This is a genomic window from Reyranella humidisoli (genome assembly GCF_019039055.1).
Lineage (GTDB): Bacteria > Pseudomonadota > Alphaproteobacteria > Reyranellales > Reyranellaceae > Reyranella > Reyranella humidisoli.
In genome coordinates this window covers 125,493-152,304 of sequence record NZ_JAHOPB010000001.1, presented here as the reverse complement: position 1 = coordinate 152,304, position 26,812 = coordinate 125,493, and the positions used below count along the sequence as shown (strand labels likewise).

The window sequence follows — 26,812 nt, the reverse complement described above, 5'->3', positions numbered from 1 at the left end:
TTCAATTGCCTCCCCATTCAAATGGGGAGGTGGCGCGCAGCGCCGGAGGGGTCATGACCCCATCGCCCTCGTAAGACGAGGGCACTTCCCCTTTGCGGCGTCCGCAAAGGGGAAGAGGCTTATCTCAACCGCGGCCTACAAACGGCATCTTGGTTGCCATCACGGTCATGAACTGCACGTTCGCGTCGAGCGGCAGGCTGTCCATGTAGAGGATGGCGTTGGCCACCGCCGACACGTCCATGCGCGGCTCGGCGATGGTCGTGCCGTTGGGCTGCAGCACACCCTTGGTCATGCGGTCGGTCATCGGCGAGACGGCGTTGCCGATGTCGATCTGGCCGCAGGCGATGTCGTAGGCGCGGCCGTCGAGCGACGTCGACTTGGTGAGGCCGGTGATGGCGTGCTTGGTCGAGGTGTAGGCGACCGAGAAGGGCCGCGGCGCGTGCGCCGAGATCGAGCCGTTGTTGATGATGCGGCCGCCGCGCGGCGTCTGGTCCTTCATGATCTTGATGGCTTCCTGCGTGCACAGGAACGGACCGGTCAGGTTGGCTGCCAGAACGCTCAGCCAGGTCTCGTAGGGCAGGTCTTCGAGCGGTACAGGCGGAGCGCCGCCGCCGGCATTGTTGAACACCAGGTCGAGGCGACCCCAGGTGGCCTTCACCCTGGCGAAAAGCGCCACGATGTCGTCGCGCTTCGTGACGTCGGTCGGCACGGCGAGTGCGTTGGGCGCGTTGTTGCCCGCCATCGACGCCGTCTCGTCCAGCGCGTCCTTGCGGCGGCCGGCCAACGCGACCTTGTAGCCGTTGTTCAGCAGGGCGAGCGCCGAGGCGCGGCCGATGCCGCTGCCCGCGCCGGTGACGACGGCGATCTTTCCACTCATGATTTTCGTTTCCTCTCCTCGAAGGAGCGGACCCTAGCAGACCGATATGCCGCAGTTGAAGGGCCGTGGCTCAGGCGAGGGTTCTGACGTAGGCCCGCCAGCCGCCCAGCGAAGTGATGTCCTTGGCGCCCGCCGTGGCGTGCGCCTCGCACAGGAAGCCCGGCACCGACGTGCCGTCGGCCAGGCTGACGCTGCCCAGGCCGAGCGGGGCGGGAATCTGGCGCAGCAGTGCGCCGATCTTTTCGGCGGGCAGGCTCCACACTTCGAGTTCGATCGCGCCGCCGCCCTCGGCCACGCGCACCAGCCCCGGCCGGTGCGGCGGACCGCCCGGCAAGGCATGGAAACGATAAACGGGCGCGGTCCTGGCAGCCTTCTCCAGCCGGCCGCCCAGTTCGAGAAGCTGGCCGTTCAAGGGGAGGCCGCTCATATGCGCCCCGACCACCGCGACCGGCACGCGATCCTCGACGATCACCGGATCGGTCTCCGGCGGTGGCAACCGGCTCGTCGTCTTGCCGAGCGGGAGCGGCACCGCGCGTTGCCAGCGCGCACCGAAGGCGAGCAGGGCGCGCTCGGCATTGGCATTCGAGATCAAGGTGATGCCGAAGGGCATGCCGTCGGGCCGGAACCCGGCCGGCACGGCGAGCGCCGACAGGCCGAAGAAGTTCACGAAGTTGGTGTAGTGGCCGAGATGCGAGTTGTAGAGCACCGGTTCGCGCTCCAGATCGCTGAGCTTGTAGATGGTGCCGGCCGTCGGCACGGCCAGGAAGTCGAGCCCCTTCATTTCAGCGGAGGCGCGGGCCTTGAGATCGGCCAACCTGTACTGACCCTCGAAGGCATCGACGGCGCTGTATTTCCTGCCACCCAGCACGATCTGCTGCGTCGTCGGCCAGACGCCGGACTTCTCGTCGGCGCTCTCCATGAAGGCACCCACCGCCGCGGTGCGCTCGGCGACCCAGGGACCGCTGTAGAGAAGCTGTGCGGCGTCGCGGAACGGCGCGTAGTCGATCTCGACCGGCGTGCCGCCCAGCGCCCTCAGCCGCTCGATCGACTGCGCATACAGCGTCGCATAGGCGGCATCGCCGAAGAACTCGGCGTCCTTCGTGCCGAGGATACCGAATCGGAAGCTCGTGCCGATGGTTGGCGTCGCGTGCGGCTCGGCAGCGACGGCGAGGATCGCGTCGGCGTCGGCGCAGGACAGCGCGAACACCGATGTGCAGTCGAGCGAGCGGCAGGCCGGGACCATGCCTTCGTTGCTGAGCAGGCCTGGTGTCGGCTTGAGGCCGACGATGTTATTGAAGCCCGCGGGGACGCGACCCGATCCGGCCGTGTCGGTGCCGAGCGAAAAGCTCACGAGGCCGGAGGAGACCGCGACCGCCGAGCCCGAACTCGAACCGCCGGGAACATACGACGCATCGAATGGATTGCGCGGCACGCCGTAGGGCGAGCGCACGCCGACGAGGCCGGTGGCGAACTGGTCGAGATTGGTCTTGCCGATGACGATCGCGCCGGCGTCGACGAGCCGTTGCACGACCTCGGCGGAAGTCTTGGCTTCGTAGGCGAAGCCGGGACAGGCGGCGGTCGTCACCATGCCGGCGACGTCGAGATTGTCCTTGGCCGCGAAGGGCACGCCGTAGAGCGGCAGCCTGTCGATCTGGTCGCGGCGCGCGTCGAGCGCATCGGCCTGCGCCAGAAGATCCGCATCGGCGGCTCGCGAAATCCAGACCTTGTCGTCGCCGGCTTGCGCGATGCGCTTCAGCACCTCTTCGATGGTCCGCCGCACGTCGAGCGTGTCGGCGCGATAGGCGCCGAGCAATGCATGAACACCGAGGTCGAGGAGGGCTGTCATGCAAGGGTTTTAGACAAGCGCCGCGCCGATTGCAGCCGCCAGATGCGCGCAGTGATTGGCACGGTCCTTGCCTTCCGGTCGACGGGAAGGCGAAGCGAGGGCCAGGACATGAAGCATCGCACATCCGGAGAGATGAAAGCCGGGGCGGCCATCTTGCAGCTTCTTCTGCAACTCAAGCATGATCTCGGCGTAAGCTACCGGCTCATGCACCGCGATCTCCATATCGTCTGAAGGGCGACACGTTGCCCGCGATTCCGAAGGAAAGAAAAGCTCCGATGGCCGAAGAGAAACGTGACGTGGCGCGCCTGGTCGAGGAGGGCGCGAAGACCTTGGGCCTCGCGATCGCGCCGGAGTACCTGCCGAACGTGATCCTGAACGTCGAGCGTTCGCTGGCGATTGCGCGGCCGTTGCTCGATCTGGAACTCGAAGACGATCTGATGTCGGCCCCGGTGTTCCGCCCATGACCGATCCCCTGTCGAAGGCGGCGACCGCGACTGAGATCGCGGGGGCGGTGATGAGCGGCAAGGTCAAGGCCGCCGCCGTGATCGACGCCACCCTGAAGCGCATAGAGGCGGCCGAACCCACGATCAACGCCTTCACCGATGTGGTCGCTGCCCGCGCCCGCAAGCGCGCGGCGGAGATCGACGCCGGCCTCCATCGCGGACCGCTGCTGGGCGTGCCGTTCGCGGTGAAGAACCTGTTCGACATCGCCGGCCTGCCGACGCGCGCAGGGTCGAAGATCAACGTCGACGGGCCGAAGGCAGAGCGTGACGGCGCGCTGGTGCGCAAGCTCGAAGCCGCCGGCGCGATCCTGGTCGGCGGGCTCAACATGGGCGAGTACGCCTACGACTTTACCGGCGAGAACGCCCATTACGGTCCGTCCCGCAACCCGCACGACCCGACGCGCATGTCGGGCGGCTCGTCCGGCGGCTCGGGCGCGGCGGTGGCGGCGGGCGAAGTGCCGCTGGCGTTGGGCTCAGACACCAACGGGTCGATCCGTGTGCCGTCCTCGCTCTGCGGCCTGTTCGGCCTGAAGCCGACCTATGGACGCCTGAGTCGCGCGGGATCGTTCCCGTTCGTCGATTCCTTCGACCATCTCGGCCCCATCGCCCGCTCGGCCGAGGATCTCGCTCTGTCCTTCGACGCAATGCAGGGCTGGGACTCGGACGATCCGGTGTGCACGGACCGCCCGGCCGATCCGACCCTGCCGCGTCTGGTGGAGGGCATCGACGGGCTGCGTATCGCGATCGCCGGCGACTATTTCGCCAAGGGCGGCGAGCCCGAAGCGTTCGAAGCCGTGGCCACCGTGGCCGGCGCCCTGGGTGCTACGAAGACCGTTGTGCTGCCGCAGGCGGCCGCCGCCCGCGCGGCGGCCTATGTCATCACCGCCATCGAGGGCGCACAGCTTCACCTTCCGCGCCTGCGCACGCGGCCGCAGGATTTCGATCCCGACACGCGCGAGCGCTTCATGGCGGGCGCGCTGCTACCCGGCGCCTGGTACGTGAAGGCGCAGCGTTTTCGCCGCCAGTATCGCGCGCGTGTGTTGAGGCTGTTCGAAGAGGTCGACGTGATCCTGGCACCGGCCACGCCCTGTACCGCGCCGAAGCTCGGCCAGAAGATGATGACGATCGGCGGCGTCGAGCTGCCGGTGCGCGCCAATCTCGGCGTCTTCACCCAGCCGATCTCCTTCATCGGTCTGCCGGTCGCCGTGGCGCCGCTGCAGCGGCCGGGCGGCCCGCCGATCGGCGTGCAGCTCATCGCCAAGCCCTACAACGAACAGGCGGCGCTGCGCGTCGCCGCCCACCTGCAGAAGCTCGGCGTGGCCGCTGCGCCGCCCGCCTGAGGAGACGAAATGGAAATCAACATTCCCGAAGTCGTCGCGGAAGTGACGGCCGCGTTCAATCGCTACGAGGCGGCGCTGAACAGCAATGACGTCGCGGTCCTGGACGAGCTCTTCTGGAAGAGCCCCCACACGCTGCGCTATGGCGTCGGCGAGCAGCTCTACGGCCACGACCAGATCGCCGCCTTCCGCTCGGGCCGCAATCCGCAGTTCGTGCCCAACCGAGACCTGCTGAAGCTCTGGATCGTGACCTACGGCCGCGATTTCGGCACGGCGAACTGCGAGTTCCAGCGCCACGGTGCAGCCAAGCCCGGCCGGCAGAGCCATACCTGGATGCGCACGCCCGAAGGCTGGCGCATCGTCGCCGCGCACGTCTCGCTGCTGGGCGAGGCGACGCCGATGAAGAGCTAGTTTTCCCGCGCCCCCGTCGCACCGCCGTCGTAAGCTCGACGGCATGAAGAAGCTCCTCCTGACCCACGCCCCGCTGGCCCGGCGCCAGTACTACGGCGCCCGCGCGCTTGCGCGCCTTCAGGAGCTGGTCGAGGTCGTGTTGCATGAGGGTGACGCGCCGCTCGATGCGCAGGGCTTGATCGGCATGGCGCGCGGCGTGGATTTCATCGTCGCCGATCGCGCGACTCCGATACCGCCGCTCGTCTTCGAAACCCTGCCGGGGCTTCGGGTGGTGATGCGCAGTGCCATCGACATCCGCAACATCGACGTTGTGGCGGCCACGAAGGCGGGCGTCCTTGTGACCCACGCGGAAGCGGGCTTCGTTCCGTCGGTGGTGGAACTCACGCTGGGCTTCCTTGTCGATCTCTCGCGCGGCATTACGCGGGCGGCGACGGCTTACCACGAGGGCGCCAGGCCCGAGATCAAGGTCGGCCGTCAGCTCGGCGGCGCCACGGTCGGCATCGTCGGCTACGGCCGCATCGCGCGCGAACTGGCGCCGGTCCTCGCGCAACTCGGCATGACCGTGCTGGTATCGGACCCCTATGCCCAGGTCGACGACCGGCGCTTCGTGAAGCTGCCGTTGGAGGAGCTGCTGTCCACGGCCAATTACGTGATCTGCCTGGCCATCGCCAACGAGGAGACCGAGAACCTGCTCGATGCGGCCGCCTTCGCACGCATGAAGCCGGATGCGTTCTTCATCAACATGTCGCGCGGCAACCTGGTCGACGAAGCGGCACTGGCGCAGGTGCTGACCGAGGGTCGCATCGCCGGCGCGGCGATGGATGTCGGCCGGGCGCCCGACCAGATGCCGTCGCCCGAACTGGCGCGCCTGCCCAACGTGATCGCCACGCCGCATATCGGCGGCCTGACCCCGCCCGCCAGCGAGAGCCAGGCGATGGACACGGTCCGCCAGGTTGAGGCGCTGGTGAAGGGGGAGGTGCCCTCAGGTGCGGTCAACGTCGCGAGCTGGACGCGGCGGGCCTGAAGCCAGGGTTGCCAAGCCGGGTCTCGGGGAGCATGTGCAGTCGATGCGCACCCCGAAGGATCTGATCGCCGTCCACGTCCCGAAGGACGATCTGGGCGACTACAACCTCACCCAGATCGGCTGGTATGCGATGGACGACGGCGATCACGTCATCCTCGGACCCTTCGAGAGCCTCGCGCAGTGCGACCGGGCGATCCGCGACCGGCTGCAGCAACAGAAGTTGTGAGCCGGCGCGTCTGACCGCAGCCCGGCTCAGTTGCCCGGGCCGCGTTCCATCGAGAAGGGCTGCCAGCGTTGCAGCTTGGACTTCTCCAGCACCATCGGATTGACGCAGGCGCGCGGCCACTTGCCGCCGAGGACCAGCGCCAGCTCGGCGCCGACGCGACGCTTGCGCGCCGGATCGAAACGGCTGGACGCCGAGGCGACGTGCGCGGTCAGGATCACGTTGTCCATGCCGAGCAGCGGATTGTTGTGGCCCACCGGCTCGGTCTCCAGCACGTCGAGGCCGGCGCCGGCGATCCAGCCTTCCTGCAGCGCCTTGATCATCGCCGGTTCGTCGACGGTCGAGCCGCGGCCGGTGTTCACGAACAGCGCCGTCTTCTTCATCTGGCGGAAGTGCTGTTCCTTCATCAGGTGATGGGCGTCCTTGGTGCCGGGCGCATGCATGCTCACGATGTCGGAGCGCTGCAGCAGCTCGTCGTAGCCGACCGGCTGCACGCCGTAGTCGGACATGACCAGCTCCTCGATGTAGGGATCGTAAGCCAGCATCTGGAAGCCGAAGGGCGCGGCGCGCTTGGCGACGGCGCGGGCGACATGGCCGAACGAGATGAAACCCAGGGTCATGCCCATGAGGCGCGGGAACTGGTAGAGGTGCGGCCGCGCCTTGGTCCATTCGCCCTTGCGCACCATCTGGTCCTGCACCACGAGGCGCCGCCAGCTCGCGAGGATCAGCGTCATGGCATGGTCGGCCACTTCCTCGATGAAGGTGTCGGGCACGTTGGTGACGGGAATGCCGAGCCGGGTGGCGACATCGACATCGACCGAATCGACGCCGACGCTCCCCAGCGAAACGACCTTCAGCTTCTTGCCGGCCTCGATCACCCTGGCGCTGATGCGCGGGCGACCCTTGCCGTAGATGGCGTCGGCATCGGCGACCGCCTTTATGAGCTCGTTCTCGTCGCCCGAAACCTCGACGATTTCTGCGCCGATCGGCCCGAGCGTCTCCATTTCCAGCGAATGGTCGGTCTTTCCCGGCCCGGTCGTCACGATCTTGAAACGCGCCACGTGTTGTCTCCTCCTCCAATTTGGCGGCACTCTAGCGCAATCCTGCGGCCGTCCAACCTCGGTGAATGAACATGCCTGCGCCCAAGAATGTCCTGTTGATCGTCGTCGACCAGTGGCGCGGGCTGATGCTGCCCAAGCTCGGCGCGGACTATCTGAAGCTGCCCAACCTCGACCGGCTGTGCGCCGAGGGCGTGACCTTCCGCAATCATTTCACCCAGGCCGTGCCCTGCGGGCCGGCGCGCGCCAGCCTGCTGACGGGCCAGTATCTGATGAACCATCGCGCGGTGCAGAACACGATTCCGCTGTCCTCGCGCTTCACCAATCTGGCGCATGAACTCAGGCGCGGCGGCTACGATCCCGCGCTGGTGGGTTACACGACCACGACGCCCGATCCGCGCCATACCGCGCCCAACGATCCGCGCTTCTTCGTGCTGGGCGATATCATGGAGGGCTTCCATTCGGTTGGCGCGTTCGAGAACCGCGATGCCTATTTCGGCTGGGTCGCCAGCCAGGGCTTCGAGATGCCGAAGACCCGCGAGGAGATCTGGCTGCCGAAAGGCGCACCGGGCGCCGGCGCGACGGGACGGCCGGCCGTCATTCCGAAGGAGCTGTCGGACACGGCCTGGTTCACAGAACGCGGGCTCGACTATCTGCGCGGCCGCGGCGGCAAGCCGTGGTTCCTGCATCTCGGCTACTACCGGCCGCATCCGCCGTTCATCGCGCCCGAGCCCTACAATTCGATGTACCGGCCCGAGGACATGCCGAAGCCGGTGCGCGCATCGTCCCCGGCGGAAGAGGGCAGGCAGAACGCGCTGCTCGACTACTATGTGCACAACGTGAAGCAGGCGAGCTTCTTCCAGGACGGCAAGGATCTCGGTTCGGACATGACCGAGGCCGAGGTGGCGCAGATGCGCGCCACTTATTGCGGTCTGATGACCGAGATCGACGATCACCTCGGCCGCGTCTTCGACTATCTGAAAGAGACCGGCCAGTGGGACGACACGCTGATCGTCTTCACCTGCGATCACGGAGAGCAGGGCGGGGATCATTACCTGCTGGGCAAGATCGGCTACTTCGACGAATCCTACCGAATCCCGATGGTCATCCGCGATCCGCGCGCCGGGGCGGACGCCACGCGCGGCAGCATCGTCGAGCGCTTCACCGAGACGATCGACACCATGCCGACCATCCTCGAATGGATGGGCCTGCCGGTGCCGCGCCAGTGCGACGGCCGCTCGCTGCTGCCGTTCTGCGAGGGCTCGGTTCCGGCCGATTGGCGCACCGAAGTCCATTACGAGTTCGACTTCCGCGACCTGCATTACAGCAAGCCTGAATCGGCGCTGGGCGTGCCGATGGACAAATGCTCGCTGGCGGTCGTGCAGGACGAGAAGTTCAAGTACGTGCACTTCGCCGCCCTGCCGCCGCTGCTGTTCGATCTCGCGAAAGATCCCGGCCAGTTCGTCAATTGCGCGGCCGATCCCGCCTATGCGGCGGTCGTCGCCGACTATGCCCGCAAGATGCTGGACTGGCGGCTGGGCTTTGCCGAACGGACGCTGACGGGATATCGCGCCACGCCGCAGGGGCTGGAGGTGCGCGCGGCCTGAGCCGGCGCTAAGCTTGGCGGCATGAAAGAGGAAACCTACCGTCGGCCCGTGGCAGGGCAGGATCACCCGGCCAACCTGTCGCCCGCCTACAAATCCACGGTCAGCCGCTCGCCGTCCAGGCCGGCGATCGTGCTGCCGCACTCGCTGTCGGAGATCACCGGGCCGCTGCTGCGCGAGGAGCGGCTTGATGCGGTCGAGAACGACCTCACGCGCCGTCGTATGGGCGAGCCCCTGGGCGAACGCATCATCGTCCAGGGCCGCGTGCTCGACGAGGACGGCAAGCCGGTCCCCGAGGCGCTGGTCGAGATCTGGCAGTGCAATGCCGCCGGCCGCTACCATCATCCCGGCGACCAGCACGACGCGCCGCTCGATCCCAATTTCTACGGCGGCGGTCGCGCGCGCGCCGATGCCGATGGCAACTACAGGTTCGTCACCATCAAGCCCGGCGCCTATCCCTGGGGCAACCACCACAATGCCTGGCGGCCGGCGCACATCCACTTCTCGCTGTTCGGGCCCGCCTTCGCCACGCGCCTGATCACGCAGATGTACTTTCCGCAGGATCCGTTGCTGGCCTTCGACCCGATCTACAATTCGGTGCCCGAGGCTGCGCGGGCGCGTCTGCAGGCGGCCTTCGACATGGAGGCGACGCAGCCTCAATGGGCGCTGGCCTACCGCTTCGACATCGTGCTGCGCGGCCGCAACGCCACGCCGATGGAGAACACATGAGCCGCGCGCTGACGCCGTCGCAGACGATCGGGCCGTTCTATTTCGGCACGGTGGTCAATGCCTATCGCCACGATCTCGCGCCGGCGGGCGTTACGGGCGAGCGGATCGAGATCGCGCTGACCCTGCACGATGCCGACGGCATCATCGTGCCCGACGGGCTGCTCGAAATCTGGCAGGCCAACAGCCACGGCCGCTACAACCATCCCGAGGATCGCCGCAACCTGCCGCTCGATGCGGGCTTCGAGGGTTACGGCCGCGCGTCCACCGACACGCAAGGCTGCGCGCGGTTCGGCACCGTGAAGCCTGGCCGCGTACCGTGGCCGGCCGGCGGCCTGCAGGCGGCCCACGTCAACATCTCGGTGTTCGCGCGTGGTGTCCTCAATCGTCTCGCGACACGCCTCTATTTCGATGGCGATCCGGCGCTGGCCGAGGATCCGGTCCTCAATCTGGTCGAACCGGAGCGCCGCGCCACGCTGATCGCCAAGCGCGACGCGGTGGGCGTGTGGCGGCTGCCGCTCTATCTCGGCGGCCCGAACGAAACCGTCTTCTTCGACTGCTGAGCCCATGACCGTCCGTCTCGTCTCCGCGCTGGGCTCGTCGGCGGCGACCGCCGATTGCTTCTCCGACCTGGCGACCTTGCGCCATATGCTGCGCTTCGAGGCGGCGTTGGCCGAAGCCACCGCGGCTGCGGGCCTGATCCCGAAGCGCGCCGCATCGGTGATCGTCAAAGCCTGCGATCCGTCGCTCTACGATCCCGCGCCGCTGGCGGCCGCGGCGCGTCGCACGGCGACGCTCACCGTGCCGGTGGTGAAGGCGCTGACCGAACGGGTGCGCCAGCGGGATGTGAAGGCGGCCGACTACGTCCATTGGGGCGCTACCAGCCAGGACGTGATCGACACGGCGATGGTGCTGCAGTTCGGCGAGGCGCTGCCGCCGTTGCTGAAGGCGCTCGACGGCATCGTTACGGCGCTTGCCCGTCTCGCAAGGAAGCACCGCGCGACTCCCATGCTGGGCCGCACCCTGCTGCAGCCGGCGACGCCGCTGGCGCTCGGCCAGAAGATCGCCGGCTGGGCCTCCGACATCGATCGCGCGAAGCGTCGTCTGGCGGAGAGCTTTGCGGAAACGCAGATCGTGCAATTCGGTGGCGCCTCGGGCAGCCTGACGGCGCTGGGCCCGGCCGCCGAGCGCGTGATGAAGGGGCTGGCCAGGCAGCTGAAGCTCACTTTGCCGCCCGGACCGTGGTTCACGCAGCGCGTTCGCGTCGCCGCCCTGGCGCAGGATTGTGCGCTGGTCGTCGGCGCGCTCGCCAAGGCGTCGCGCGACATATCGCTGATGATGCAGGTCGAAGTGGGCGAGGCGGCCGAACCGTCGGGCCCCGGTCGTGGCAGTTCGTCCACCATGCCGCACAAGCGCAACCCCGTCAGCGCGGCGCTCATCCTGTCGGCGGCGGCGCGTGCGCCGATGCTGGCCGCGACCATCGTGGCGGCGATGCCGCAGGAGCATGAGCGCGCGCTGGGCGGCTGGCAGGCCGAATGGCCAACCCTCTCCGCGCTGGTCGAGTGCCTGGGTTCCGCGGTCGAGGCGATGGCCGAAGTCGCCGGAGGCCTCGTTATCGAGCCCGACGCGCTGCAGGCCAACATGGACGCCGCCGAAGCCGCGGTCCTCGCCGAGCGCGCGACCTTCCTGCTGGCGGCCAAGATGGGCAAGCACGAGGCGCACGCGCTCGTCGAGAAGGCGCTGGCCAAGGGCGGCTCGTTCATCGAGGCGCTCGGCCGGCTCGAAAAGGAACTGGCCGACGAAGCGGCGCTCCTCGGTTACTCGCCCAAGTTCGTCGACCGGTTGCTCGCCGACCTCAAACGTAGGTGACCTTCAATATCTCGATCTCTTCCTCGCCGCCGGGCGTGTGCATGCGTACGGCGTCGCCCTCGTGGGCCCGCATGAGGGCGCGGGCAATGGGGGAGATCCAGCTTACATGGCCGCGACCGGGATCCACTTCATCCACGCCCACGATCTTGACCGTGCGTTCCTCGTCCTTCGAATTCACGTAGGTCACGGTCGCGCCGAAGAACACCTGGTCGGTCTTGGGCCGCTTGGCCGGGTCGACGACCTCGGAGCGTTCGAGGCGCTTGCTGAGGAAACGGAGGCGGCGGTCGATCTCGCGCAGACGCTTCTTGCCGTAGAGATAGTCGCCGTTCTCCGAACGGTCGCCGTTGGCGGCCGCCCACGACACGACCTGCACGACCTCGGGCCGCTCCTTGCGCATCAGCGTCATCAGTTCTTCCCGCATGCGCTCAAAGCCCTGCGGGGTCATGTAGTTCTTCGCGCCGGCCGGCAGTCCGCCCACGTCGTCGGGCAGGTCGTCCTCGTCGCCGTCGTCGCTTTCCTTGGTGAAGGCCTTGCTCATTTCAATCCTTAATCTATCAAGTCGGGGCCGATGACCACCAGCCCATCCCCTGCCTCGCCTGGCCGCATGCAGCGCGCGTCCGGCGAAAGCCGCGTCACCTTCGACCTGCGGGACGGCAAAACGCGCCTGGGCGACCTCTATCAACGCGACCCCTGCCGGGTCTTGTTCCCCAAGCCCGAACTGGGCGAACCGCCGCAGGCCGTGATGATCACCACCTCGGGGGGCGTCACGGGCGGCGATGCGCTGAGGATGTCAGTCGAGATCGGCCCGGGAGCGGAGGCGGTCGCCACCACCCAGGCGGCGGAAAAGATCTATCGCGCGTCCCGTGGAAGCGTTGCCTGCACCATCGATGTCGACGTCCGGGTGGCCGAGGGCGCAACGCTCGACTGGCTGCCGCAGGAAACCATCGTCTTCGAGGGATCGCGGCTGAAGCGGCGGACTGTGGCCGAGGTCGTCGAGGGCGGCTCTCTGCTCGCCTGCGAAATGGTGGTGCTGGGCCGTGGCGCCTCGGGCGAACGATTCGCCTCGGGCCTGCTGCTCGATGCCTGGTCGGTGCGCCGGCCCGGCCGCCTCGCCTGGACCGATACTTTGCGGGTCGAGGGCGAGACGCCGGACGGTGCCGGTTTCGGCACGGCCAATGCGCTGGCGACCGTGATCGGCGTGTGGGACGCGCCGCAACCGCATTTTGAGAAAGCCCGCGCGCTGCTCGAGGCTGCAGACGCGGTGCGGGCGGGGGTCACCGTCGTGAACGGCATCATGGTCGCGCGTCTGCTCGGCGAAGCGACCGCGGTGCGCCACGCGACCATCCGGTTTCTCACCGAGTTTCGTGGTCGCCGGCTGCCTCGCGTTTGGCATGTTTGATGCAAACCCGGTCGCGCTATAGTCGGGCGCAACCGGCAGGGGGAAACGGTCGATGAATTTGACGCCGCGTGAGAAGGACAAGCTCCTGGTGGCCATGGCAGCGGTCGTGGCGCGCCGCCGCCTGGAGCGCGGCGTGAAGCTCAACTATCCCGAGGCCGTGGCGCTGATTACCGATTTCGTCGTCGAGGGCGCGCGCGACGGACGCTCGGTCGCCGACCTCATGCGCGACGGCGCGCACGTGATCTCGCGGGCGCAGGTGATGGACGGCATCGCCGACATGCTGGCCGAGATCCAGGTCGAGGCGACCTTTCCCGACGGCACCAAGCTCGTCACCGTTCACGCACCGATCCGCTGAGGAGACACGCCATGATTCCGGGTGAAATCCTCCCCAGCGCCGGCGAACTCGAGCTCAACAAGGGCCGCAACCCGATCACCATCGAGGTCGCCAACACCGGAGACCGGCCCATCCAGGTCGGCAGCCACTACCATTTCTTCGAGACCAACGACGCGCTGAAGTTCGACCGCAAGCGCGCCAAGGGCATGCGGCTCGACATCGCGGCCGGCACGGCCGTGCGCTTCGAACCCGGCCAGTCGCGCACCGTGCGGCTCACGCCCTACATGGGCGGCCGCGAGAGCCACGGCTTCCAGGGCCGGGTGGGCGGTAAGCTCGGGCCCATCGCGAAAGTCGGGCCGTCGAACGAAGGCCCGACGCGCATCTCGCGCTCGGCCTATGTCCACATGTTCGGGCCGACCGTCGGCGACAAGGTGCGGCTGGCCGACACCGATCTCTTCGTCGAAGTCGAAAAGGACCACACGATCTATGGTGAGGAGGTGAAGTTCGGCGGCGGCAAGGTGATCCGTGACGGCATGGGCCAGAGCCAGCGAACGCGCGCGCAGGGCGCCGTCGACACGGTCATCACCAATGCGCTGATCGTCGACCATTGGGGAATCGTGAAGGCCGATATCGGCCTCAAGGGCGGGCTGATCGTCGCCATCGGCAAGGCCGGCAATCCCGACATCCAGCCCGGCGTCGATATCATCATTGGCCCCGGCACCGAGGCGATCGCGGCCGAGGGCAAGATCATCACCGCGGGCGGCATCGACTGCCATATCCATTTCATCTGCCCGCAGCAGATCGACGACGCACTCTACAGCGGCGTCACGACGATGATGGGCGGCGGCACCGGCCCGGCGCACGGCACGCTCGCGACCACGGTGACGCCGGGTCCGTGGCACATGGGCCGCATGCTGCAGGCCGCCGAAGGCCTGCCGATGAATCTCGGCTTCTTCGGCAAGGGCAACACCAGCAAGCCCGCCGGCCTCAAGGAGCAGATCGAGGCCGGTGCCTGCGGCCTCAAGCTGCACGAGGACTGGGGCACGACGCCGGCTGCCATCGACAACTGCCTCAGCGTCGCCGACCGCTACGACGTGCAGGTGGCGATCCATACCGACACGCTGAACGAATCGGGTTTCGTCGAGACCACGCGCGCCGCCTTCAAGGGCCGCACCATCGCGACCTTCCACACCGAGGGCGCGGGCGGCGGCCATGCGCCCGACATCATCCGCCTCGCCGGCGAGAAGAACGTCCTGCCCAGCTCGACCAATCCGACGATGCCCTACACGGTGAACACCGTGGACGAGCATCTCGACATGCTGATGGTCTGCCATCATCTCGACGCCGCCATCCCCGAGGACGTGGCCTTCGCCGAAAGCCGCATCCGCAAGGAGACCATCGCGGCGGAAGACATCCTCCACGACATCGGCGCCTTCTCCATGATGTCGTCCGACAGCCAGGCGATGGGTCGGGTCGGCGAGGTCGTGATCCGGACCTGGCAGACCGCCGACAAGATGAAGAAGCAGCGTGGCCGCCTGAAGGAAGAAAAGGGCGACAACGACAATTTCCGCGTGAAGCGCTACGTCGCCAAGTACACGATCAATCCCGCCATCACCCACGGCATCGCCAAGCATGTCGGCTCGGTCGAGGTCGGCAAGCGCGCCGACCTGGTGATGTGGTCGCCGGCCTTCTTCGGCGCCAAGCCCGACATGGTGCTGATCGGCGGCTCGATCATCGCGGCACCGATGGGCGATCCCAACGCCTCGATCCCGACGCCGCAGCCGGTCCACTACCGGCCGATGTTCGGCGCCTTCGGTCGCAGCCTGGTGATGAGCCCGGTGCTGTTCGTCTCCCAGGCCTCCATCACCAAGGGCGTCGCGAAGAAATGGGGGTTGAGCCGTCCGCTGCTGCCGGTGAAGGGCACGCGCAAGATCGGCAAGAAGAACATGATCCATAACTCGACCTGTCCGAAGATCGACGTCGATCCCGAGACCTATGAGGTTCGGGCCGACGGCGAGCTGCTGACCTGCGAGCCCGCCACCTCGCTGCCGATGGCGCAACGCTACTTCCTGTTTTAGCCATGAAGCGCGCCATCGAAGTCGTGCGCGCCGGCCGCTGGCCGGTGGCGGAACGCACCGACACCGTCACTCTCCTGTTCGACGATCGCTACCGCCGGCGCCTGCGTATGCTGGGCGATGGCGGTCTCGACTTCCTGCTCGACCTTGTCGAGCCCGTGGTGCTGCACGAGGGCGACGGCTTGAAGCTGGAGGAAGGCGGCTATGTCGAGGTGAAGGCCGCGGACGAGGATCTCGTCGAGGTGCGCGGCCGCGACGCCGCGTCGTTCGCGCGGCTGGCCTGGCATCTCGGCAACCGCCACCTGCCGACCCAGATCGACAGCGACCGCATCCTGATCCGCGACGATCACGTCATCGTCGACATGCTGAAGGGGCTGGGCGCCGAGGTGCGCAAGGTGCGCGTGCCGTTCGACCCGGAGGGCGGCGCCTACGGCCAGCACAATCACGATACCGGCCATCGCCATGGCGGTCTGCATGCGGAGCGTCATGGCTAGCGACCCGCTCTATCGCCTGCTTGCCTGGCTCTCGCCGGCCTATCCGGTCGGCGCCTTCAGCTACAGCCACGGCGTCGAGACTGCCGTCGAAGAGGGCTTGATCAAGGATCGTGCCTCGCTGGTCGGTTGGCTGGACAGCGTGCTGAGGCGTGGGACCGGCGCGGTCGACGGCGCCCTGTTCGCAGCAGGCTGGCGGGCTGCGTCCGCCGGCGACTGGCCGTCGTTCGACGCGGTGGCCGAGCGCGCTGCCGCCTGGCGCGGCACCGCCGAGATGGCGCTGGAATCGCGGCAGCAGGGCGGCTCGTTCCTCTCGATCACCCGGACGGCCTGGCCGCACCAGGCGCTGGACGAGGCGCACCGGCGCCTCGAGGGCGAACTGGCCTTGCCGGTCGCCGTGGCGCTGGCTGCCGCGGTCCATGGCATCGCGCTGGAACAGGCGCTGACGGGCTATCTCCACGCCTTCACCGCCAATCTCATCTCGGCCGCGTTGCGTGCCGTGCCGCTCGGCCAGACCGACGGACAGGTCGCGCTTGCAGCCCTGGAATCTGCCGTTCATGACACTGCCCAAGCGGCCGTCGCCGTCGAATCCCTCGACGATGTCGGCACGGCGACGCCGCTCCTCGACTGGTGCTCGCTCCGTCACGAAATCCAATACACACGGCTCTTCCGCTCATGACTGCTTTGATGGCTGTTCTCCTGACGATCGGCGTCGGCGCCGTCGCCGTCCTCCATGCGATGTGGGGCATGGGCAGCCATTGGCCGGAAGCCAGCGAGGAAGCTTTGGCGCGAAGCGTCGTCGGCGACGGCCGCCGCCGCATGCCGCCGGCCTGGCAGTGCTTTCTGGTCGCGCTGGCGCTTGCTGCGATGGCGCTGTGGCCCTGGTACGTGATGGGCCGGATCCACGAGCCCGTGGTGCTGGCCGGCACCTATGCGATCGCCGGCATCTTCATGGCGCGCGGCATCGCCGGTTTCAGTGCGCGCTGGAAGGCGCACTTCACGATCGAGCCGTTTGCCACGCGCAACCGGAAGTACTATTCGCCCTACTGCCTCCTGCTCGGCGTGGGATACATCGCCCTGGTGGCCGGAGAACTGGACAGATGAACGCTCGTGGTCCGCTGAGAGTGGGGGTCGGCGGCCCCGTCGGATCGGGCAAGACCGCCCTGGTCGAGCGCCTGTGCAAGCGCATGCGCGACTCCTACGACATCGCCGTGGTGACCAACGACATCTACACCAAGGAAGATGCCGAGTTCCTGACTCGCGCCGGTGCCTTGGAGCCCGAGCGCATCGTGGGCGTCGAGACCGGCGGCTGCCCGCACACCGCGATCCGCGAGGACGCCTCGATCAACCTCGCGGCGGTGTCCGACATCGTGCGCAAGTGGCCGGACCTCGAGGTCGTCTTCGTCGAGTCGGGCGGCGACAACCTGGCGGCGACCTTCTCTCCCGAATTGGCCGATCTGACGATCTACGTGATCGACGTCTCGGCGGGCGAGAAGATCCCGCGCAAGGGCGGGCCCGGCATCACGCGGTCGGACCTGCTGGTCATCAACAAGATCGACCTCGCGCCGCTGGTCGGCGCCGACCTGGGCGTCATGGACCGCGACGCGCGCAGGATGCGCGGCCAGCGGCCTTTCATCTTCTCCAATCTCAAGGAAAACAAAGGCCTGGAAGACATCGCGGCCTTCATCGTCCGGCAAGGCGGCCTGCCGGCGCGGCTGGGCTGAGTCCCCGCATAAACAGGAGAATTCAATGAACATTCGATCCATTCGCCTGGCGGCCCTGCTCGTCATGGTGGCGACCCCGGTGCTGGCTCACTCGGGCCACGAAACGTCCGGATTTGCTCATCCCTTCACCGGACTTGATCATTTGCTGGCGATGGTCGGCGTCGGCGTCTGGGCCTCGATGCTGGCGGTCAAGCGGCCGGCCGCCGCATACCTCGTGCCGGCTTCTTTCATCGCAATGATGCTTGTCGGGGCAGCTGCCGGATTCGCAGGCATAAAACTGCCTCTTGCTGAGGCGATCATCGTCGGGTCCGTATTGGTCCTCGGCGCCCTCATCGTGGCTGCGGTGCGTCTTCCGTCCGTGGCGGCCATGGCCGTCGTCGGACTTTTTGCAGTGTTCCATGGGTATGCCCACGCCATCGAAGCGCCGACCAGTGGGACCGGCCTCTACATCTTGGGCTTCGTGGCAGCGACGGCTCTGTTGCACGCGGCGGGACTGGGGCTCGGCTGGGTTGCGCGGCGCTCGCTCGGCGACGTCGCAATCCGCGCCCTGGGCGGTGCGGTCATGGCCGGCGGCGCGCTGGTGCTGATCGCCAATTAATCCCTTCCCCAAGGGCATCGGCTGGTTTGGCACGATTTTCGCTTTCCTTGATTTCCGGCGGGGAGAACCGTCGAAGTTCAAGGAGAGCGGGATGAAATTGGGAACACTCATGCGGACGGGCCTCGTTGCCGCCGGCCTGGTGGCCAGCGCGGCGACCAGCGCGTTCGCGCAGGCGGGGGATACGATCAAGGTCGGCATCCTCCATTCATTGTCGGGCACGATGGCGATCAGCGAGACGACCCTGAAGGACGTCGTGCTGATGATGGTCGAGGAGCAGAACAAGAAGGGCGGCCTCCTGGGCAAGAAGCTCGAGGCCGTTGTGGTCGACCCGGCGTCGAACTGGCCGCTGTTCGCCGAGAAGGCGCGCGAGCTGTTGCAGAAGGAAAAGGTCGCCGTGGTGTTCGGCTGCTGGACCTCGGTCAGCCGCAAGTCGGTGCTGCCGGTGTTCGAGGAGCTGAACGGCATCCTCTTCTACCCGGTCCAGTACGAGGGCCAGGAGAGCCAGCGTAACGTGTTCTACACCGGCGCCGCGCCGAACCAGCAGGCGATCCCGGCAGTCGACTACCTGATGAGCAAGGACGGCGGCGACGTGAAGCGCTGGGTCCTGGCCGGTACCGACTACGTCTATCCGCGCACGACCAACAAGATCCTCGAGGCGTACCTGCTCCAGAAGGGCGTCGCGAAGGAAGACATCATGATCAACTACACGCCGTTCGGTCATGCCGACTGGCAGTCGATCGTGGCCGATATCAAGAAGTTCGGCTCGGCCGGCAAGAAGACCGCCGTCGTGTCGACCATCAACGGCGACGCCAACGTTCCGTTCTACAAGGAACTCGGCAACCAGGGCATCAAGGCCAAGGACATCCCGGTCGTGGCGTTCTCGGTCGGCGAAGAAGAGCTGGCCGGCATCGACACCAAGCCGCTGGTCGGCCATCTGGCGGCCTGGAACTACTTCCAGTCGGTCAAGGATCCGGCCAACGCGGAGTTCATCAAGACCTGGCAGGCCTTCACCAAGAACGCCAAGCGCGTGACCAACGATCCGATGGAAGCTTCCGTGATTGGCTTCAAGATGTGGGTCGAGGCGGTCAAGAAGGCCGGCACGATCGACCCCGACAAGGTGATCGACGCGATCATCGGCATCAAGGTCCCCAACCTGACGGGCGGGATCTCCGAGATGCTGCCGAACCATCACATCACCAAGCCGGTGCTGATCGGTGAGATCGAGGCCAATGGCCAGTTCGACGTGGTGTGGAAGACCCCCGGCCTCGTCCCGGGCGCCGCGTGGTCGCCGATCCTCGACGACTCCAAGAACCTGAAGGCCGACTGGACGAAGCCCGTGAACTGCGGAAACTTCGACACCGTCGCCAACAAGTGCATCGGCAAGGCGGCCAAGTAAGGTCGACACGCAGGATACACAGGGCGGGGCGACTTTCGGGTCGCCCCGTTTCCATCTCCCGGGTTAAGTCTCAGCACATGCATTTTCTTCGGCCGTTCTCGGTCCTCCTTTCCGTGGTGGCGTCGCTGGCCCTGGCGGGCGCGGCCCTCGCGGCCGACCTCGCCACCCTCGTCGGGAATCTCACCTCCGGCGGTTTGAGCGAGCGCGAGGCAGCGATCACCGCACTGGCGGCCTCGGGCGAGGAGCGTGCCGCACCAATCCTTGAAGCCCTGGGAGCCGGCCAGCTCTACATTCGCAATTCCGACAAGCTCGCGGTCATCGGCAAGGTCGACGGCAACAAGCTGGCGCTCAGCGAGGCGGTCTCCGGCAAGCCGGCCGGCAGTGCCGTCGAAGCCGATCTCGACCGCGTGAGGGTCAACAACCGCCTGCGCGGCACGATCGAAGCCGCCGTCGGTTCGCTCACCTTGATGAGTCCCAACGCCAGGACCCGTCTCAGCGCCGCCGACGCGCTCTTCAAGCGCCGCGATTCGACAGCCCTGGCAGCCCTCGACCAGGCGCTCGCCGCCGAAAAGGACCCGCGCATCAAGCGCGCGATGAGCGAGGCGCGTGCCGCCATCGTGCTGGCGACCGCCGACTCTCCGCCCGCGCAGAAGCTCGAAGCGATCGCCGTGGTTCGCGAGCGCGGCGACCGTGATGCGCTGGGCGTCCTCAAGACCGTCGCTGCCGCCTCCACCGGCGAGGTCAAGACGGCCGCGACGGCCGGCGCCGATTCGATCGAGCAGGCGCTGGCTGCCTGGCAGATGGCGCAGAACGTCTGGTACGGCATTTCGCTCGGTTCCGTGCTGCTGCTGGCCGCCATCGGCCTCGCCATCACCTTCGGCACGATGGGCGTGATCAACATGGCGCATGGCGAGATGGTCATGCTGGGCGCCTACACGACCTTCGTCGTCCAGGAAGTCATCCGCACGTCGGCGCCGCACCTGTTCGACGTCTCGCTTCTGATCGCGCTGCCGCTCGCCTTCGTCGTTTCGGGCGCCATCGGCATCCTGATCGAACGAACCATCATTCGCTTCCTCTACGGCCGTCCGCTCGACACGCTGCTCGCGACCTGGGGACTGTCGCTGGTCCTGCAACAGGCCATTCGCTCGATCTTCGGTTCGTCCAACCGCGAGGTCGGGGCGCCGTCGTGGATGTCGGGCGCTTTCCAGCTGGGCCAACTCAACATCACCTACGGTCGGCTGTGGATCGTGGTGTTCGCGCTGATCGTCTTCGCCTCGCTGATCCTGCTGCTGCGCAAGACGCCGCTCGGCCTCTACATGCGCGCCGTGACGCAGAACCGCCCGATGGCGGCGGCGGTCGGCATTCGCACGCCGCGGGTCGATGCGCTGACCTTCGGTCTCGGCTCGGGCATCGCCGGCCTCGCCGGCGTGGCGCTGAGCCAGATCGACAATGTCAGTCCCAACCTGGGCCAGGGCTACATCATCGACTCCTTCATGGTCGTGGTATTCGGCGGCGTCGGAAACCTGTTCGGCACGCTGATCGGCGCGTTGACGCTGGGCGTCGTGAACAAGTTCCTCGAACCCTATGCCGGCGCGGTGCTGGGCAAGATCCTGGTGCTGGTGTTCATCATCATGTTCATCCAGCGCCGGCCGCGAGGGCTGTTCGCGCTGAAGGGCCGGTCAGTCGAATGATCACGCGTTTTCTCTGGCAGGGCATGACCCGCAACCTGCGCCTCTTCGTCCTGCTGGTTCTGGCGGTCGGCATCCTCGTGCCGCTGTCGAACCTGCTCCTGCCGCCGGGCAGCGCCTTTCGCGCGCCATCCTGGGCGGTCCAGCTCGTCGGCAAGTATCTCTGCTACGCCTCGCTGGCGCTCGCCGTCGATCTCGTCTGGGGCTTCTGCGGCATCCTCACGCTCGGCCATGCGGCCTTCTTCGCGCTCGGCGGCTACTGCATGGGCATGTACCTGATGCGCCAGATCGGCACGCGCGGGGTGTACGGCAATCCCCTGTTGCCCGATTTCATGGTGTTCCTGAACTACAAGGAGCTGCCCTGGTTCTGGCACGGCTTCGACAGCTTCTGGTTCGCCGCGCCGATGATCGTGCTGGTGCCGAGCGTGCTGGCGCTGGCGCTCGGCTGGTTTGCCTTCCGCAGCCGCGTCACCGGCGTCTATCTCTCGATCATCACCCAGGCGATGACCTTCGCCCTCATGCTGGCCTTCTTCCGCAACGACATGGGTCTGGGCGGCAACAACGGCATGACCGATTTCAAGGATATCCTCGGCTACTCCGTCCAGTCCGACACGACGCGCGCCGTGCTGTGCTTTGTCTCCGCACTGGTGCTGGCGATCTTCCTGGTCATCTCCGCCGCCATCGTCGGCTCGCGCTTCGGCAAGGCGCTGACCGCCGTGCGCGACGCCGAGAGCCGCATGCGGTTCCTGGGGTACCGGGTCGAGCGCTACAAGCTGTTCGTCTTCGTGCTGTCTGCGGCGATGGCCGGCGTGGCCGGCGCGCTCTACGTGCCGCAGGTCGGCATCATCAATCCCGGCGAGTTCTCGCCCGGCAATTCGATCGAGGCCGTGCTGTGGGTCGCGGTCGGCGGGCGCGGCACGCTGATCGGTCCGGTGATCGGCGCCTTCATCGTGAACTTCGGCAAGACCTGGCTTACCGGCGCGCTGCCGGAGGTCTGGCTGTTTGCGCTCGGTGCCCTGTTCATCGTCGTGACGCTGTTGCTGCCCAAGGGCGTCGTCGGCCTGTGGAACCAGCTCATGAGCCGGTCGCGCGAGCGCCGGGCGAGGGCCGCGGCATGAACGCCCCCGGCATCACCCATGCACGCAGTACGTCGGCGCTGCTCTATCTCAGCGGCGTCAGCGTCTCGTTCGACGGCTTCAGGGCGCTGAACAACCTCTCCCTGCTGATCGAGCCGGGCGAGATGCGGGCGATCATCGGGCCAAACGGCGCCGGCAAGACCACGATGATGGACGTGATCACCGGCAAGACCCGGCCCGATTCGGGCGAGGTGGTGTTCGACGGCCGGGCCGACCTCACCAAGCTCGACGAGGCCAACATCGCCACGCTGGGCATCGGTCGCAAGTTCCAGAAGCCCACCGTGTTCGAGAACCATACGGTGCGCGACAATCTCCTGCTGGCGCTGGCCGGCATGCGGAGCTGGTACCGGCTGTTGATGGCCGCGCCGAGCAAGGCCGAGAACGACCGGCTGGAGGAGATTCTCTCGATCATCCGCATGGGCCCGCAGCAGCACATGCTGGGCGCCCGATTGAGCCATGGGCAGAAGCAGTGGCTGGAGATCGGCATGCTGCTGGCGCAGAATCCCAAGCTCATGCTGGTCGACGAGCCGGTCGCGGGCATGACCGACGTCGAGACCGAGACCACCGCGCAGGTGCTGCGCGAGGTCAACAAGTCGCATTCGGTCGTCGTGGTCGAGCACGACATGAGCTTCGTGCGCGCGCTCGGCGTCAAGGTGACGGTGCTGCACGAGGGCTCCACTCTGGCCGAGGGCTCGCTCGACCAGGTCAGCGCCGATCCGCGCGTCGTCGAAGTCTATCTGGGGCGCTGATCGTGCTGACTGTCCAGAACGTCAATCTCTACTACGGCGCGGCCCAGGCGCTGCGTGGCGTGTCGCTGTCGGCCACGATCGGCCGCGTGACCTGCCTGCTCGGCCGCAACGGGGTCGGCAAGACCAGCCTGCTGCGCGCCATCTCCGGCATGCAGTCCATCGGTTCGGGTACCATCCAGGTCGACGGCCAGGAAGTCTCGAAGCTGCCGCCCTACGAGCGCGCGCGCCGCGGCGTCGCGCTGGTGCCGCAGGGCCGCGAGATCTTCCCGTTGCTGACGGTGAAGGAGAATCTCGAGACCGGCTTCGCGCCGGTGCGCCGCGAGCACAAGAAGATCCCGGACGAGGTGTTCGAGTTGTTTCCCGTGCTGCAGTCGATGCTGAAGCGTCGCGGTGGCGACCTGTCGGGCGGCCAGCAGCAGCAGCTCGCGATCGGCCGCGCGCTCACCATGCGCCCCAAGCTGCTGCTCCTCGACGAGCCGACGGAAGGCATCCAGCCGTCGGTCATCAAGGACATCGGCCGTGCCATCACCTTCCTGCGCCAGCGCGGCGACATGGCGATCGTGCTGGTCGAGCAGTATCTCGACTTCGCGCACGAACTGGCCGACGACTTCGCGGTCATGGACCGCGGCGAGGTCGTCCTCTCGGGCACGCGCGAAACCTTCGACGTCGAGGCTGTGCGAAAGCACATGACGGTGTAATCAGCCTCTTCCCCTTTGCGGGCTCCGCAAAGGGGGAGTGCCCTCGTCTTGCGAGGGCGATGGGGTCATGACCCCTCCGTCGGCGATTACGCCGACACCTCCCCATCTGAATGGGGAGGACCGTTCCTTAGCCCGCCGTTTGCGCGCCGCGCACCAATCGGCCGGGACGTTCGCCGGTCAGCTCGTCGTTCTGCATCGTCTCGACGCCGGCATTGAACGTGTGCCGGTAGCCCGAGGCGCGCTGGATCAGGCGGCGGCCGCCGGTCGGCAGGTCGTAGGCCACCTCGGGGCGCTTCAGGCTGAGGTTGTCGAAGTCGATGATGTTGATGTCGGCCTTATGGCCCGGCGCCAGCAGGCCGCGGTCCATCAGCCCGTAGGCCTCGGCCGTGCCGCGCGTCTGCTTGGCGATCAGGAATTCGAGGTCGAGCTTCGGTCCGCGCGTGCGGTCGCGTCCCCACAAAGTGAGCAGCGAGGTCGGCGAGGAAGCGTCGCAGATCACGCCGACATGGGCGCCGCCGTCGGCAATGCCGAGCACCGACGCAGGATCGGTGATCATCTCGTGCACGACATCGAGATTGCCATAGGCGTAGTTCTCGAAGGGCAGCATGAGCAGGCCCTTGCCGTCGCGCGACATCATCTCTTCGAGTGCCACGGCGTGCGGCGTACGTCCCGTGCGCTGCGCGATGGACGCGATCGAGTCCTTGCTGTCGGGCTCGTAGTCCGGCCGGTCGGCGATCGGGAACATCCGGTCGAAGGCCTCGGCCATGAAGGCGCGCGGGTTGGGTTCCTGCTTGCCTTCGGTCAGCACCTTGCGCAGCTCGGAGTCGGAGACGAGGCGCTGGTAGCGCTCCTCCGGCGAGAGCTTGCGCATGTCGAGCCAGGCGCGATGGCCGGCGAAGGGATGGGCCGTCGTTTCGAGTCCCATGATGACGCCGATGGGGCGCGAGCCGACCTGCGCGTTGGCCTTGCGGCCCGTTCGGCGCACAGCGTTGATCTGATCGAGTGTCTCGCGCCACAACCTGGGCTGGGCGTCGACCTGGACCAGCAGGCAGGAGAGGGGACGGCCCGCGAGCCTGGCCGCCGCGTCGAGCGCCTCGAACTCGCCCGGGCCGAAATCCGAATTGACCTGCAGCACGCCACGGCCGGCCCGCTTCATGCCCTGGGCGATGCCCAGCAGTTCAGCCTCGCGGGCGCTGAGCGAGGGCGTGAAGCGACCGTCGCGCGCCTTGTGCTTGGTGGTACGCGAGGTCGTGAAGCCCATCGCGCCGGCATGCAGCGCTTCCTCGGTGAGGCGGGCCATCTCCTCGATCTCGCGTTCGGTCGGCACCTCGGCATGGTCGGCGCCGCGATCGCCCATCACGTAGAAGCGCAGCGCGCCGTGCGGCAGCTGGGCGGCCACGTCGACCGCGCGGTCCATCGAGGCCAGCGCATCGAGATAGTCGGGGAAGGATTCCCAGTTGAACTTCACGCCTTCGCTGAGGACGGTGCCGGGAATGTCCTCGACCCCTTCCATCAGGTTGATGAGGTAGCCCGAAGCGCCCGGCCGCACCGGCGCGAAGCCGACGCCGCAATTCCCGAACACCGTCGTCGTGACGCCGTGCCACGAGGAGGGGGTGACGAACGGATCCCACGTCGCCTGGCCGTCGTAATGCGTGTGGATGTCGACGAAGCCCGGGGCGACGATCAGCCCCTCGGCATCGATCTCGCGCTTGCCGGCACCCAATTTGGGCTCCACGGCCGCGATGCGGTTACCTTGCACTGCAACATCGGCGACGCGGCGCGAGGCGCCCGAGCCGTCGATCACGGTTCCGTTTCGGATGACGAGGTCAAACATGGTCGGGAGGATAGGCCCGGGCCGTGGCCCCGGTCTATGTTCGTGATCTCGAAAAGCCATCCCGTCCGGGGGACCGTCCTTTGCAGAAACCGCTTCTCTTCACGCCGCTCCAGATGCGCGGCGTCACCGCGCCCAACCGTTGTGTCGTTTCGCCCATGGTCCAGTTCCGCGCGACGGACGGGCTGGTGAACGACTTCCACCTTGTCCATCTTGGCAAGTTCGCGCTGGGCAAGTTCGGCGTGGTGTTCACCGAGAATTGTGCGGTGGAGCCGCGCGGCCGCGTCACGCAGGGCGATCTCGGCCTGTGGGACGACGGCCAGATCGCCAGCCACAAGCGATTGACCGACTTCATCCGGGGCGAGGGCGTGCTGTCGGCGACCCAGATCACCCATTCGGGCCGCAAGGGCTCGACGCCGCGCACGTTCGACAAGCGCGGGCAGTTCGGACCGGAAGGCGCGGGCTGGCAGAAATGGGAAGTGGTCGGGCCGACTGAGCTCGCCGCCGCCGAAGGCTGGCTGAAGCCGCGCGCTCTGTCGGTCGACGAGATCGAGGAGCTGGTGCGGAAGTTCGCCGCCGCCGCCAAGCGTGCCGATGCGGCGGGCTACGACGTGCTCGAGGTGCATGGCGCGCACGGCTACCTGCTGGCGCAATTCCTTTCGCCGATCAGCAACACGCGCAACGACCAGTATGGCGGCGATCGCGCCGGCCGCATGCGCTTCCCGCTCGACGTGGCGCGCGCCGTGCGCCAGGCGTGGCCCGAGAACAAGCCGCTGTTCGTCCGCGTCTCGGCGGTCGATGGTGGCGGCGGCTGGGACGTCGACGACACGGTGGCCTTCGCCCAGGAGCTGAAGGCGATCGGCGTCGACGTGATCGACTGTTCCTCCGGTGGTATCGCCGGTGCGGCGACGGCGGCGGGCGTGAAGCGCGGTCTCGGCTTCCAGGTGCCGTTCGCTTCGGCAGTGAAGAAGGGGGCCGGCATCCCGACCATGGCGGTCGGCCTGATCCTCGACGGGCCGCAGGCCGAAGCGATCCTGCAGGAAGGCGATGCCGACCTGATCGCGATCGGCCGGCAGGCGCTCTACGAACCGTTCTGGGCTCTGCACGCCGCACAGGCGCTGGGCTGTGATCCTGACTTCGAGTTGTGGACGCCGGAATATGGCTGGTGGCTGGAGAAGCGCGAGCACACGCTCGGCCGCAAGTAGCGAACAAGCA

The 26,812-nt window shown here is 67.2% G+C and carries 29 protein-coding genes and 1 pseudogene; 25 read left to right on the top strand and 5 right to left on the bottom strand.

Features of this window, described 5'->3' with window-relative positions:
* Positions 1 to 124: 124 nt before the first annotated feature.
* Together KQ910_RS00790 and atzF are read right to left on the bottom strand one after the other, a co-directional pair.
* A complete protein-coding gene (locus tag KQ910_RS00790; protein WP_216956051.1) occupies positions 125 to 877 on the bottom strand; it encodes an SDR family oxidoreductase in 753 nt (250 codons plus the stop codon).
* 70 nt (positions 878 to 947) lie between these two features.
* Positions 948 to 2,723 (bottom strand): allophanate hydrolase, encoded by a 1,776-nt coding sequence (atzF, locus tag KQ910_RS00785; protein WP_216956050.1) that lies wholly within the window; start codon positions 2,721 to 2,723, stop codon positions 948 to 950.
* On the opposite strand from atzF, the gene KQ910_RS00780 reads away from it, so the two are divergent.
* From KQ910_RS00780 to KQ910_RS00755, 6 genes are read left to right on the top strand one after another with little or no spacing between them, the layout of a single operon-like run.
* Complete coding sequence (locus tag KQ910_RS00780) at positions 2,694 to 2,954, top strand: hypothetical protein (protein ID WP_216956048.1); 261 nt, start codon at positions 2,694 to 2,696, stop codon at positions 2,952 to 2,954. The two genes, atzF and KQ910_RS00780, sit on opposite strands and share 30 nt — an antisense overlap.
* Before the next feature lie 44 nt (positions 2,955 to 2,998).
* Positions 2,999 to 3,187: a DUF4089 domain-containing protein gene (locus KQ910_RS00775; protein WP_216956046.1), complete on the top strand. Its 189-nt coding sequence runs from the start codon at positions 2,999 to 3,001 to the stop codon at positions 3,185 to 3,187.
* On the top strand, positions 3,184 to 4,566 hold the full coding sequence (locus KQ910_RS00770) for an AtzE family amidohydrolase (protein ID WP_216956045.1): 1,383 nt from the start codon (positions 3,184 to 3,186) through the stop codon (positions 4,564 to 4,566). Before KQ910_RS00775 ends, KQ910_RS00770 begins: the two co-directional genes overlap by 4 nt.
* 9 nt (positions 4,567 to 4,575) lie before the next feature.
* Positions 4,576 to 4,974 (top strand): oxalurate catabolism protein HpxZ, encoded by a 399-nt coding sequence (hpxZ, locus tag KQ910_RS00765; protein WP_216956042.1) that lies wholly within the window; start codon positions 4,576 to 4,578, stop codon positions 4,972 to 4,974.
* A gap of 43 nt (positions 4,975 to 5,017) precedes the next feature.
* Positions 5,018 to 5,998 carry an NAD(P)-dependent oxidoreductase gene (locus KQ910_RS00760; protein ID WP_216956039.1) on the top strand — a complete coding sequence of 327 codons (981 nt, stop codon included), beginning with the start codon at positions 5,018 to 5,020 and terminating at the stop codon, positions 5,996 to 5,998.
* 43 nt (positions 5,999 to 6,041) lie between these two features.
* Complete coding sequence (locus tag KQ910_RS00755; RefSeq protein ID WP_216956036.1) at positions 6,042 to 6,224, top strand: hypothetical protein; 183 nt, start codon at positions 6,042 to 6,044, stop codon at positions 6,222 to 6,224.
* Positions 6,225 to 6,250: 26 nt separating this feature from the next.
* Here the strand turns inward: KQ910_RS00755 and KQ910_RS00750 are convergent, their stop codons facing one another.
* Positions 6,251 to 7,282 carry a C-terminal binding protein gene (locus tag KQ910_RS00750; protein WP_369408265.1) on the bottom strand — a complete coding sequence of 344 codons (1,032 nt, stop codon included), beginning with the start codon at positions 7,280 to 7,282 and terminating at the stop codon, positions 6,251 to 6,253.
* 71 nt (positions 7,283 to 7,353) lie between these two features.
* Here KQ910_RS00750 and KQ910_RS00745 point away from each other — a divergent pair, with 71 nt between their 5' ends.
* Genes KQ910_RS00745 through pcaB form a run of 4 tightly spaced genes read left to right on the top strand, consistent with a single transcriptional unit; the run spans position 7,354 to position 11,478 of the window.
* Positions 7,354 to 8,886 (top strand): alkaline phosphatase family protein, encoded by a 1,533-nt coding sequence (locus KQ910_RS00745; RefSeq protein ID WP_216956032.1) that lies wholly within the window; start codon positions 7,354 to 7,356, stop codon positions 8,884 to 8,886.
* Positions 8,887 to 8,907: 21 nt separating this feature from the next.
* Positions 8,908 to 9,612: a protocatechuate 3,4-dioxygenase subunit beta gene (pcaH, locus tag KQ910_RS00740; protein WP_216956030.1), complete on the top strand. Its 705-nt coding sequence runs from the start codon at positions 8,908 to 8,910 to the stop codon at positions 9,610 to 9,612.
* Positions 9,609 to 10,172, top strand: a complete 564-nt coding sequence (gene pcaG, locus KQ910_RS00735; protein WP_216956027.1) for a protocatechuate 3,4-dioxygenase subunit alpha — start codon at positions 9,609 to 9,611, stop codon at positions 10,170 to 10,172. Before pcaH ends, pcaG begins: the two co-directional genes overlap by 4 nt.
* Positions 10,173 to 10,176: 4 nt before the next feature.
* Positions 10,177 to 11,478 carry a 3-carboxy-cis,cis-muconate cycloisomerase gene (gene pcaB, locus KQ910_RS00730; protein WP_216956023.1) on the top strand — a complete coding sequence of 434 codons (1,302 nt, stop codon included), beginning with the start codon at positions 10,177 to 10,179 and terminating at the stop codon, positions 11,476 to 11,478.
* Here the strand turns inward: pcaB and greB are convergent.
* Positions 11,465 to 12,016 (bottom strand): transcription elongation factor GreB, encoded by a 552-nt coding sequence (greB, locus tag KQ910_RS00725; RefSeq protein WP_216956021.1) that lies wholly within the window; start codon positions 12,014 to 12,016, stop codon positions 11,465 to 11,467. The genes pcaB and greB overlap by 14 nt on opposite strands.
* 66 nt (positions 12,017 to 12,082) lie before the next feature.
* Between greB and KQ910_RS00720 the strand changes: the two genes are divergently transcribed.
* The 14 genes and pseudogenes from KQ910_RS00720 (at position 12,083) to urtE (ending at position 23,766) form a co-directional block, all read left to right on the top strand.
* Positions 12,083 to 12,877 (top strand): urease accessory protein UreD, encoded by a 795-nt coding sequence (locus tag KQ910_RS00720; RefSeq protein WP_216956018.1) that lies wholly within the window; start codon positions 12,083 to 12,085, stop codon positions 12,875 to 12,877.
* 52 nt (positions 12,878 to 12,929) lie between these two features.
* Complete coding sequence (locus tag KQ910_RS00715) at positions 12,930 to 13,232, top strand: urease subunit gamma (protein WP_216956016.1); 303 nt, start codon at positions 12,930 to 12,932, stop codon at positions 13,230 to 13,232.
* Positions 13,233 to 13,243: 11 nt separating this feature from the next.
* Positions 13,244 to 13,486: pseudogene (locus KQ910_RS27340) on the top strand (urease subunit beta); the annotation flags it as partial.
* A gap of 66 nt (positions 13,487 to 13,552) precedes the next feature.
* Positions 13,553 to 15,289 carry an urease subunit alpha gene (gene ureC / locus KQ910_RS00710; RefSeq protein WP_439653325.1) on the top strand — a complete coding sequence of 579 codons (1,737 nt, stop codon included), beginning with the start codon at positions 13,553 to 13,555 and terminating at the stop codon, positions 15,287 to 15,289.
* Between the two features lie 2 nt (positions 15,290 to 15,291).
* Complete coding sequence (locus tag KQ910_RS00705; RefSeq protein WP_216956012.1) at positions 15,292 to 15,780, top strand: urease accessory protein UreE; 489 nt, start codon at positions 15,292 to 15,294, stop codon at positions 15,778 to 15,780.
* Positions 15,773 to 16,456 carry an urease accessory protein UreF gene (locus KQ910_RS00700; RefSeq protein WP_229600284.1) on the top strand — a complete coding sequence of 228 codons (684 nt, stop codon included), beginning with the start codon at positions 15,773 to 15,775 and terminating at the stop codon, positions 16,454 to 16,456. The genes KQ910_RS00705 and KQ910_RS00700 overlap by 8 nt, the downstream gene beginning before the upstream one ends.
* An 8-nt stretch (positions 16,457 to 16,464) precedes the next feature.
* Entirely contained in the window at positions 16,465 to 16,881 is a 417-nt protein-coding gene (locus tag KQ910_RS00695; RefSeq protein ID WP_216955996.1) for a DUF3995 domain-containing protein, read from the top strand.
* Entirely contained in the window at positions 16,878 to 17,501 is a 624-nt protein-coding gene (gene ureG / locus KQ910_RS00690) for an urease accessory protein UreG (protein ID WP_216955993.1), read from the top strand. Before KQ910_RS00695 ends, ureG begins: the two co-directional genes overlap by 4 nt.
* A 25-nt stretch (positions 17,502 to 17,526) precedes the next feature.
* Positions 17,527 to 18,099: a HupE/UreJ family protein gene (locus tag KQ910_RS00685; RefSeq protein ID WP_216955990.1), complete on the top strand. Its 573-nt coding sequence runs from the start codon at positions 17,527 to 17,529 to the stop codon at positions 18,097 to 18,099.
* Positions 18,100 to 18,190: 91 nt separating this feature from the next.
* Complete coding sequence (gene urtA / locus KQ910_RS00680; RefSeq protein ID WP_216955989.1) at positions 18,191 to 19,495, top strand: urea ABC transporter substrate-binding protein; 1,305 nt, start codon at positions 18,191 to 18,193, stop codon at positions 19,493 to 19,495.
* A 77-nt stretch (positions 19,496 to 19,572) separates the two neighbouring features.
* Positions 19,573 to 21,186: an urea ABC transporter permease subunit UrtB gene (gene urtB, locus KQ910_RS00675; RefSeq protein ID WP_216955986.1), complete on the top strand. Its 1,614-nt coding sequence runs from the start codon at positions 19,573 to 19,575 to the stop codon at positions 21,184 to 21,186.
* Positions 21,183 to 22,301 carry an urea ABC transporter permease subunit UrtC gene (gene urtC, locus KQ910_RS00670; protein WP_216955982.1) on the top strand — a complete coding sequence of 373 codons (1,119 nt, stop codon included), beginning with the start codon at positions 21,183 to 21,185 and terminating at the stop codon, positions 22,299 to 22,301. Before urtB ends, urtC begins: the two co-directional genes overlap by 4 nt.
* Entirely contained in the window at positions 22,298 to 23,068 is a 771-nt protein-coding gene (urtD, locus tag KQ910_RS00665) for an urea ABC transporter ATP-binding protein UrtD (RefSeq protein WP_216955979.1), read from the top strand. The genes urtC and urtD overlap by 4 nt, the downstream gene beginning before the upstream one ends.
* A gap of 2 nt (positions 23,069 to 23,070) precedes the next feature.
* On the top strand, positions 23,071 to 23,766 hold the full coding sequence (urtE, locus tag KQ910_RS00660; protein ID WP_216955976.1) for an urea ABC transporter ATP-binding subunit UrtE: 696 nt from the start codon (positions 23,071 to 23,073) through the stop codon (positions 23,764 to 23,766).
* Between the two features lie 127 nt (positions 23,767 to 23,893).
* Here urtE and KQ910_RS00655 read toward each other — a convergent pair whose 3' ends face one another.
* Positions 23,894 to 25,570, bottom strand: coding sequence for an N-acyl-D-amino-acid deacylase family protein (locus tag KQ910_RS00655; protein WP_369408264.1), 1,677 nt, complete (start codon positions 25,568 to 25,570; stop codon positions 23,894 to 23,896).
* Between the two features lie 110 nt (positions 25,571 to 25,680).
* Between KQ910_RS00655 and KQ910_RS00650 the strand changes: the two genes are divergently transcribed.
* Positions 25,681 to 26,802: an NADH:flavin oxidoreductase/NADH oxidase gene (locus KQ910_RS00650; protein ID WP_216955971.1), complete on the top strand. Its 1,122-nt coding sequence runs from the start codon at positions 25,681 to 25,683 to the stop codon at positions 26,800 to 26,802.
* Positions 26,803 to 26,812 lie beyond the last annotated feature (10 nt).

What these genes read in the sequence shown, in the direction of transcription:
- hpxZ (WP_216956042.1), top strand. Translation starts at nt 4,576, where the DNA reads ATGGAAATCAACATTCCCGAAGTCGTCGCGGAAGTGACGGCCGCGTTC.
- urtD (WP_216955979.1), top strand. Translation starts at nt 22,298, where the DNA reads ATGAACGCCCCCGGCATCACCCATGCACGCAGTACGTCGGCGCTGCTC.
- pcaH (WP_216956030.1), top strand. Translation starts at nt 8,908, where the DNA reads ATGAAAGAGGAAACCTACCGTCGGCCCGTGGCAGGGCAGGATCACCCG.
- KQ910_RS00790 (WP_216956051.1), bottom strand. Translation starts at nt 877, where the DNA reads ATGAGTGGAAAGATCGCCGTCGTCACCGGCGCGGGCAGCGGCATCGGC.
- KQ910_RS00695 (WP_216955996.1), top strand. Translation starts at nt 16,465, where the DNA reads ATGGCTGTTCTCCTGACGATCGGCGTCGGCGCCGTCGCCGTCCTCCAT.
- KQ910_RS00770 (WP_216956045.1), top strand. Translation starts at nt 3,184, where the DNA reads ATGACCGATCCCCTGTCGAAGGCGGCGACCGCGACTGAGATCGCGGGG.
- KQ910_RS00705 (WP_216956012.1), top strand. Translation starts at nt 15,292, where the DNA reads ATGAAGCGCGCCATCGAAGTCGTGCGCGCCGGCCGCTGGCCGGTGGCG.
- urtB (WP_216955986.1), top strand. Translation starts at nt 19,573, where the DNA reads ATGCATTTTCTTCGGCCGTTCTCGGTCCTCCTTTCCGTGGTGGCGTCG.
- greB (WP_216956021.1), bottom strand. Translation starts at nt 12,016, where the DNA reads ATGAGCAAGGCCTTCACCAAGGAAAGCGACGACGGCGACGAGGACGAC.
- KQ910_RS00780 (WP_216956048.1), top strand. Translation starts at nt 2,694, where the DNA reads ATGAACACCGAGGTCGAGGAGGGCTGTCATGCAAGGGTTTTAGACAAG.
- KQ910_RS00755 (WP_216956036.1), top strand. Translation starts at nt 6,042, where the DNA reads ATGCGCACCCCGAAGGATCTGATCGCCGTCCACGTCCCGAAGGACGAT.
- pcaG (WP_216956027.1), top strand. Translation starts at nt 9,609, where the DNA reads ATGAGCCGCGCGCTGACGCCGTCGCAGACGATCGGGCCGTTCTATTTC.
- ureG (WP_216955993.1), top strand. Translation starts at nt 16,878, where the DNA reads ATGAACGCTCGTGGTCCGCTGAGAGTGGGGGTCGGCGGCCCCGTCGGA.
- KQ910_RS00700 (WP_229600284.1), top strand. Translation starts at nt 15,773, where the DNA reads ATGGCTAGCGACCCGCTCTATCGCCTGCTTGCCTGGCTCTCGCCGGCC.
- KQ910_RS00720 (WP_216956018.1), top strand. Translation starts at nt 12,083, where the DNA reads ATGCAGCGCGCGTCCGGCGAAAGCCGCGTCACCTTCGACCTGCGGGAC.
- KQ910_RS00775 (WP_216956046.1), top strand. Translation starts at nt 2,999, where the DNA reads ATGGCCGAAGAGAAACGTGACGTGGCGCGCCTGGTCGAGGAGGGCGCG.
- atzF (WP_216956050.1), bottom strand. Translation starts at nt 2,723, where the DNA reads ATGACAGCCCTCCTCGACCTCGGTGTTCATGCATTGCTCGGCGCCTAT.
- urtC (WP_216955982.1), top strand. Translation starts at nt 21,183, where the DNA reads ATGATCACGCGTTTTCTCTGGCAGGGCATGACCCGCAACCTGCGCCTC.
- pcaB (WP_216956023.1), top strand. Translation starts at nt 10,177, where the DNA reads ATGACCGTCCGTCTCGTCTCCGCGCTGGGCTCGTCGGCGGCGACCGCC.
- urtA (WP_216955989.1), top strand. Translation starts at nt 18,191, where the DNA reads ATGAAATTGGGAACACTCATGCGGACGGGCCTCGTTGCCGCCGGCCTG.
- KQ910_RS00715 (WP_216956016.1), top strand. Translation starts at nt 12,930, where the DNA reads ATGAATTTGACGCCGCGTGAGAAGGACAAGCTCCTGGTGGCCATGGCA.
- KQ910_RS00745 (WP_216956032.1), top strand. Translation starts at nt 7,354, where the DNA reads ATGCCTGCGCCCAAGAATGTCCTGTTGATCGTCGTCGACCAGTGGCGC.
- KQ910_RS00760 (WP_216956039.1), top strand. Translation starts at nt 5,018, where the DNA reads ATGAAGAAGCTCCTCCTGACCCACGCCCCGCTGGCCCGGCGCCAGTAC.
- KQ910_RS00685 (WP_216955990.1), top strand. Translation starts at nt 17,527, where the DNA reads ATGAACATTCGATCCATTCGCCTGGCGGCCCTGCTCGTCATGGTGGCG.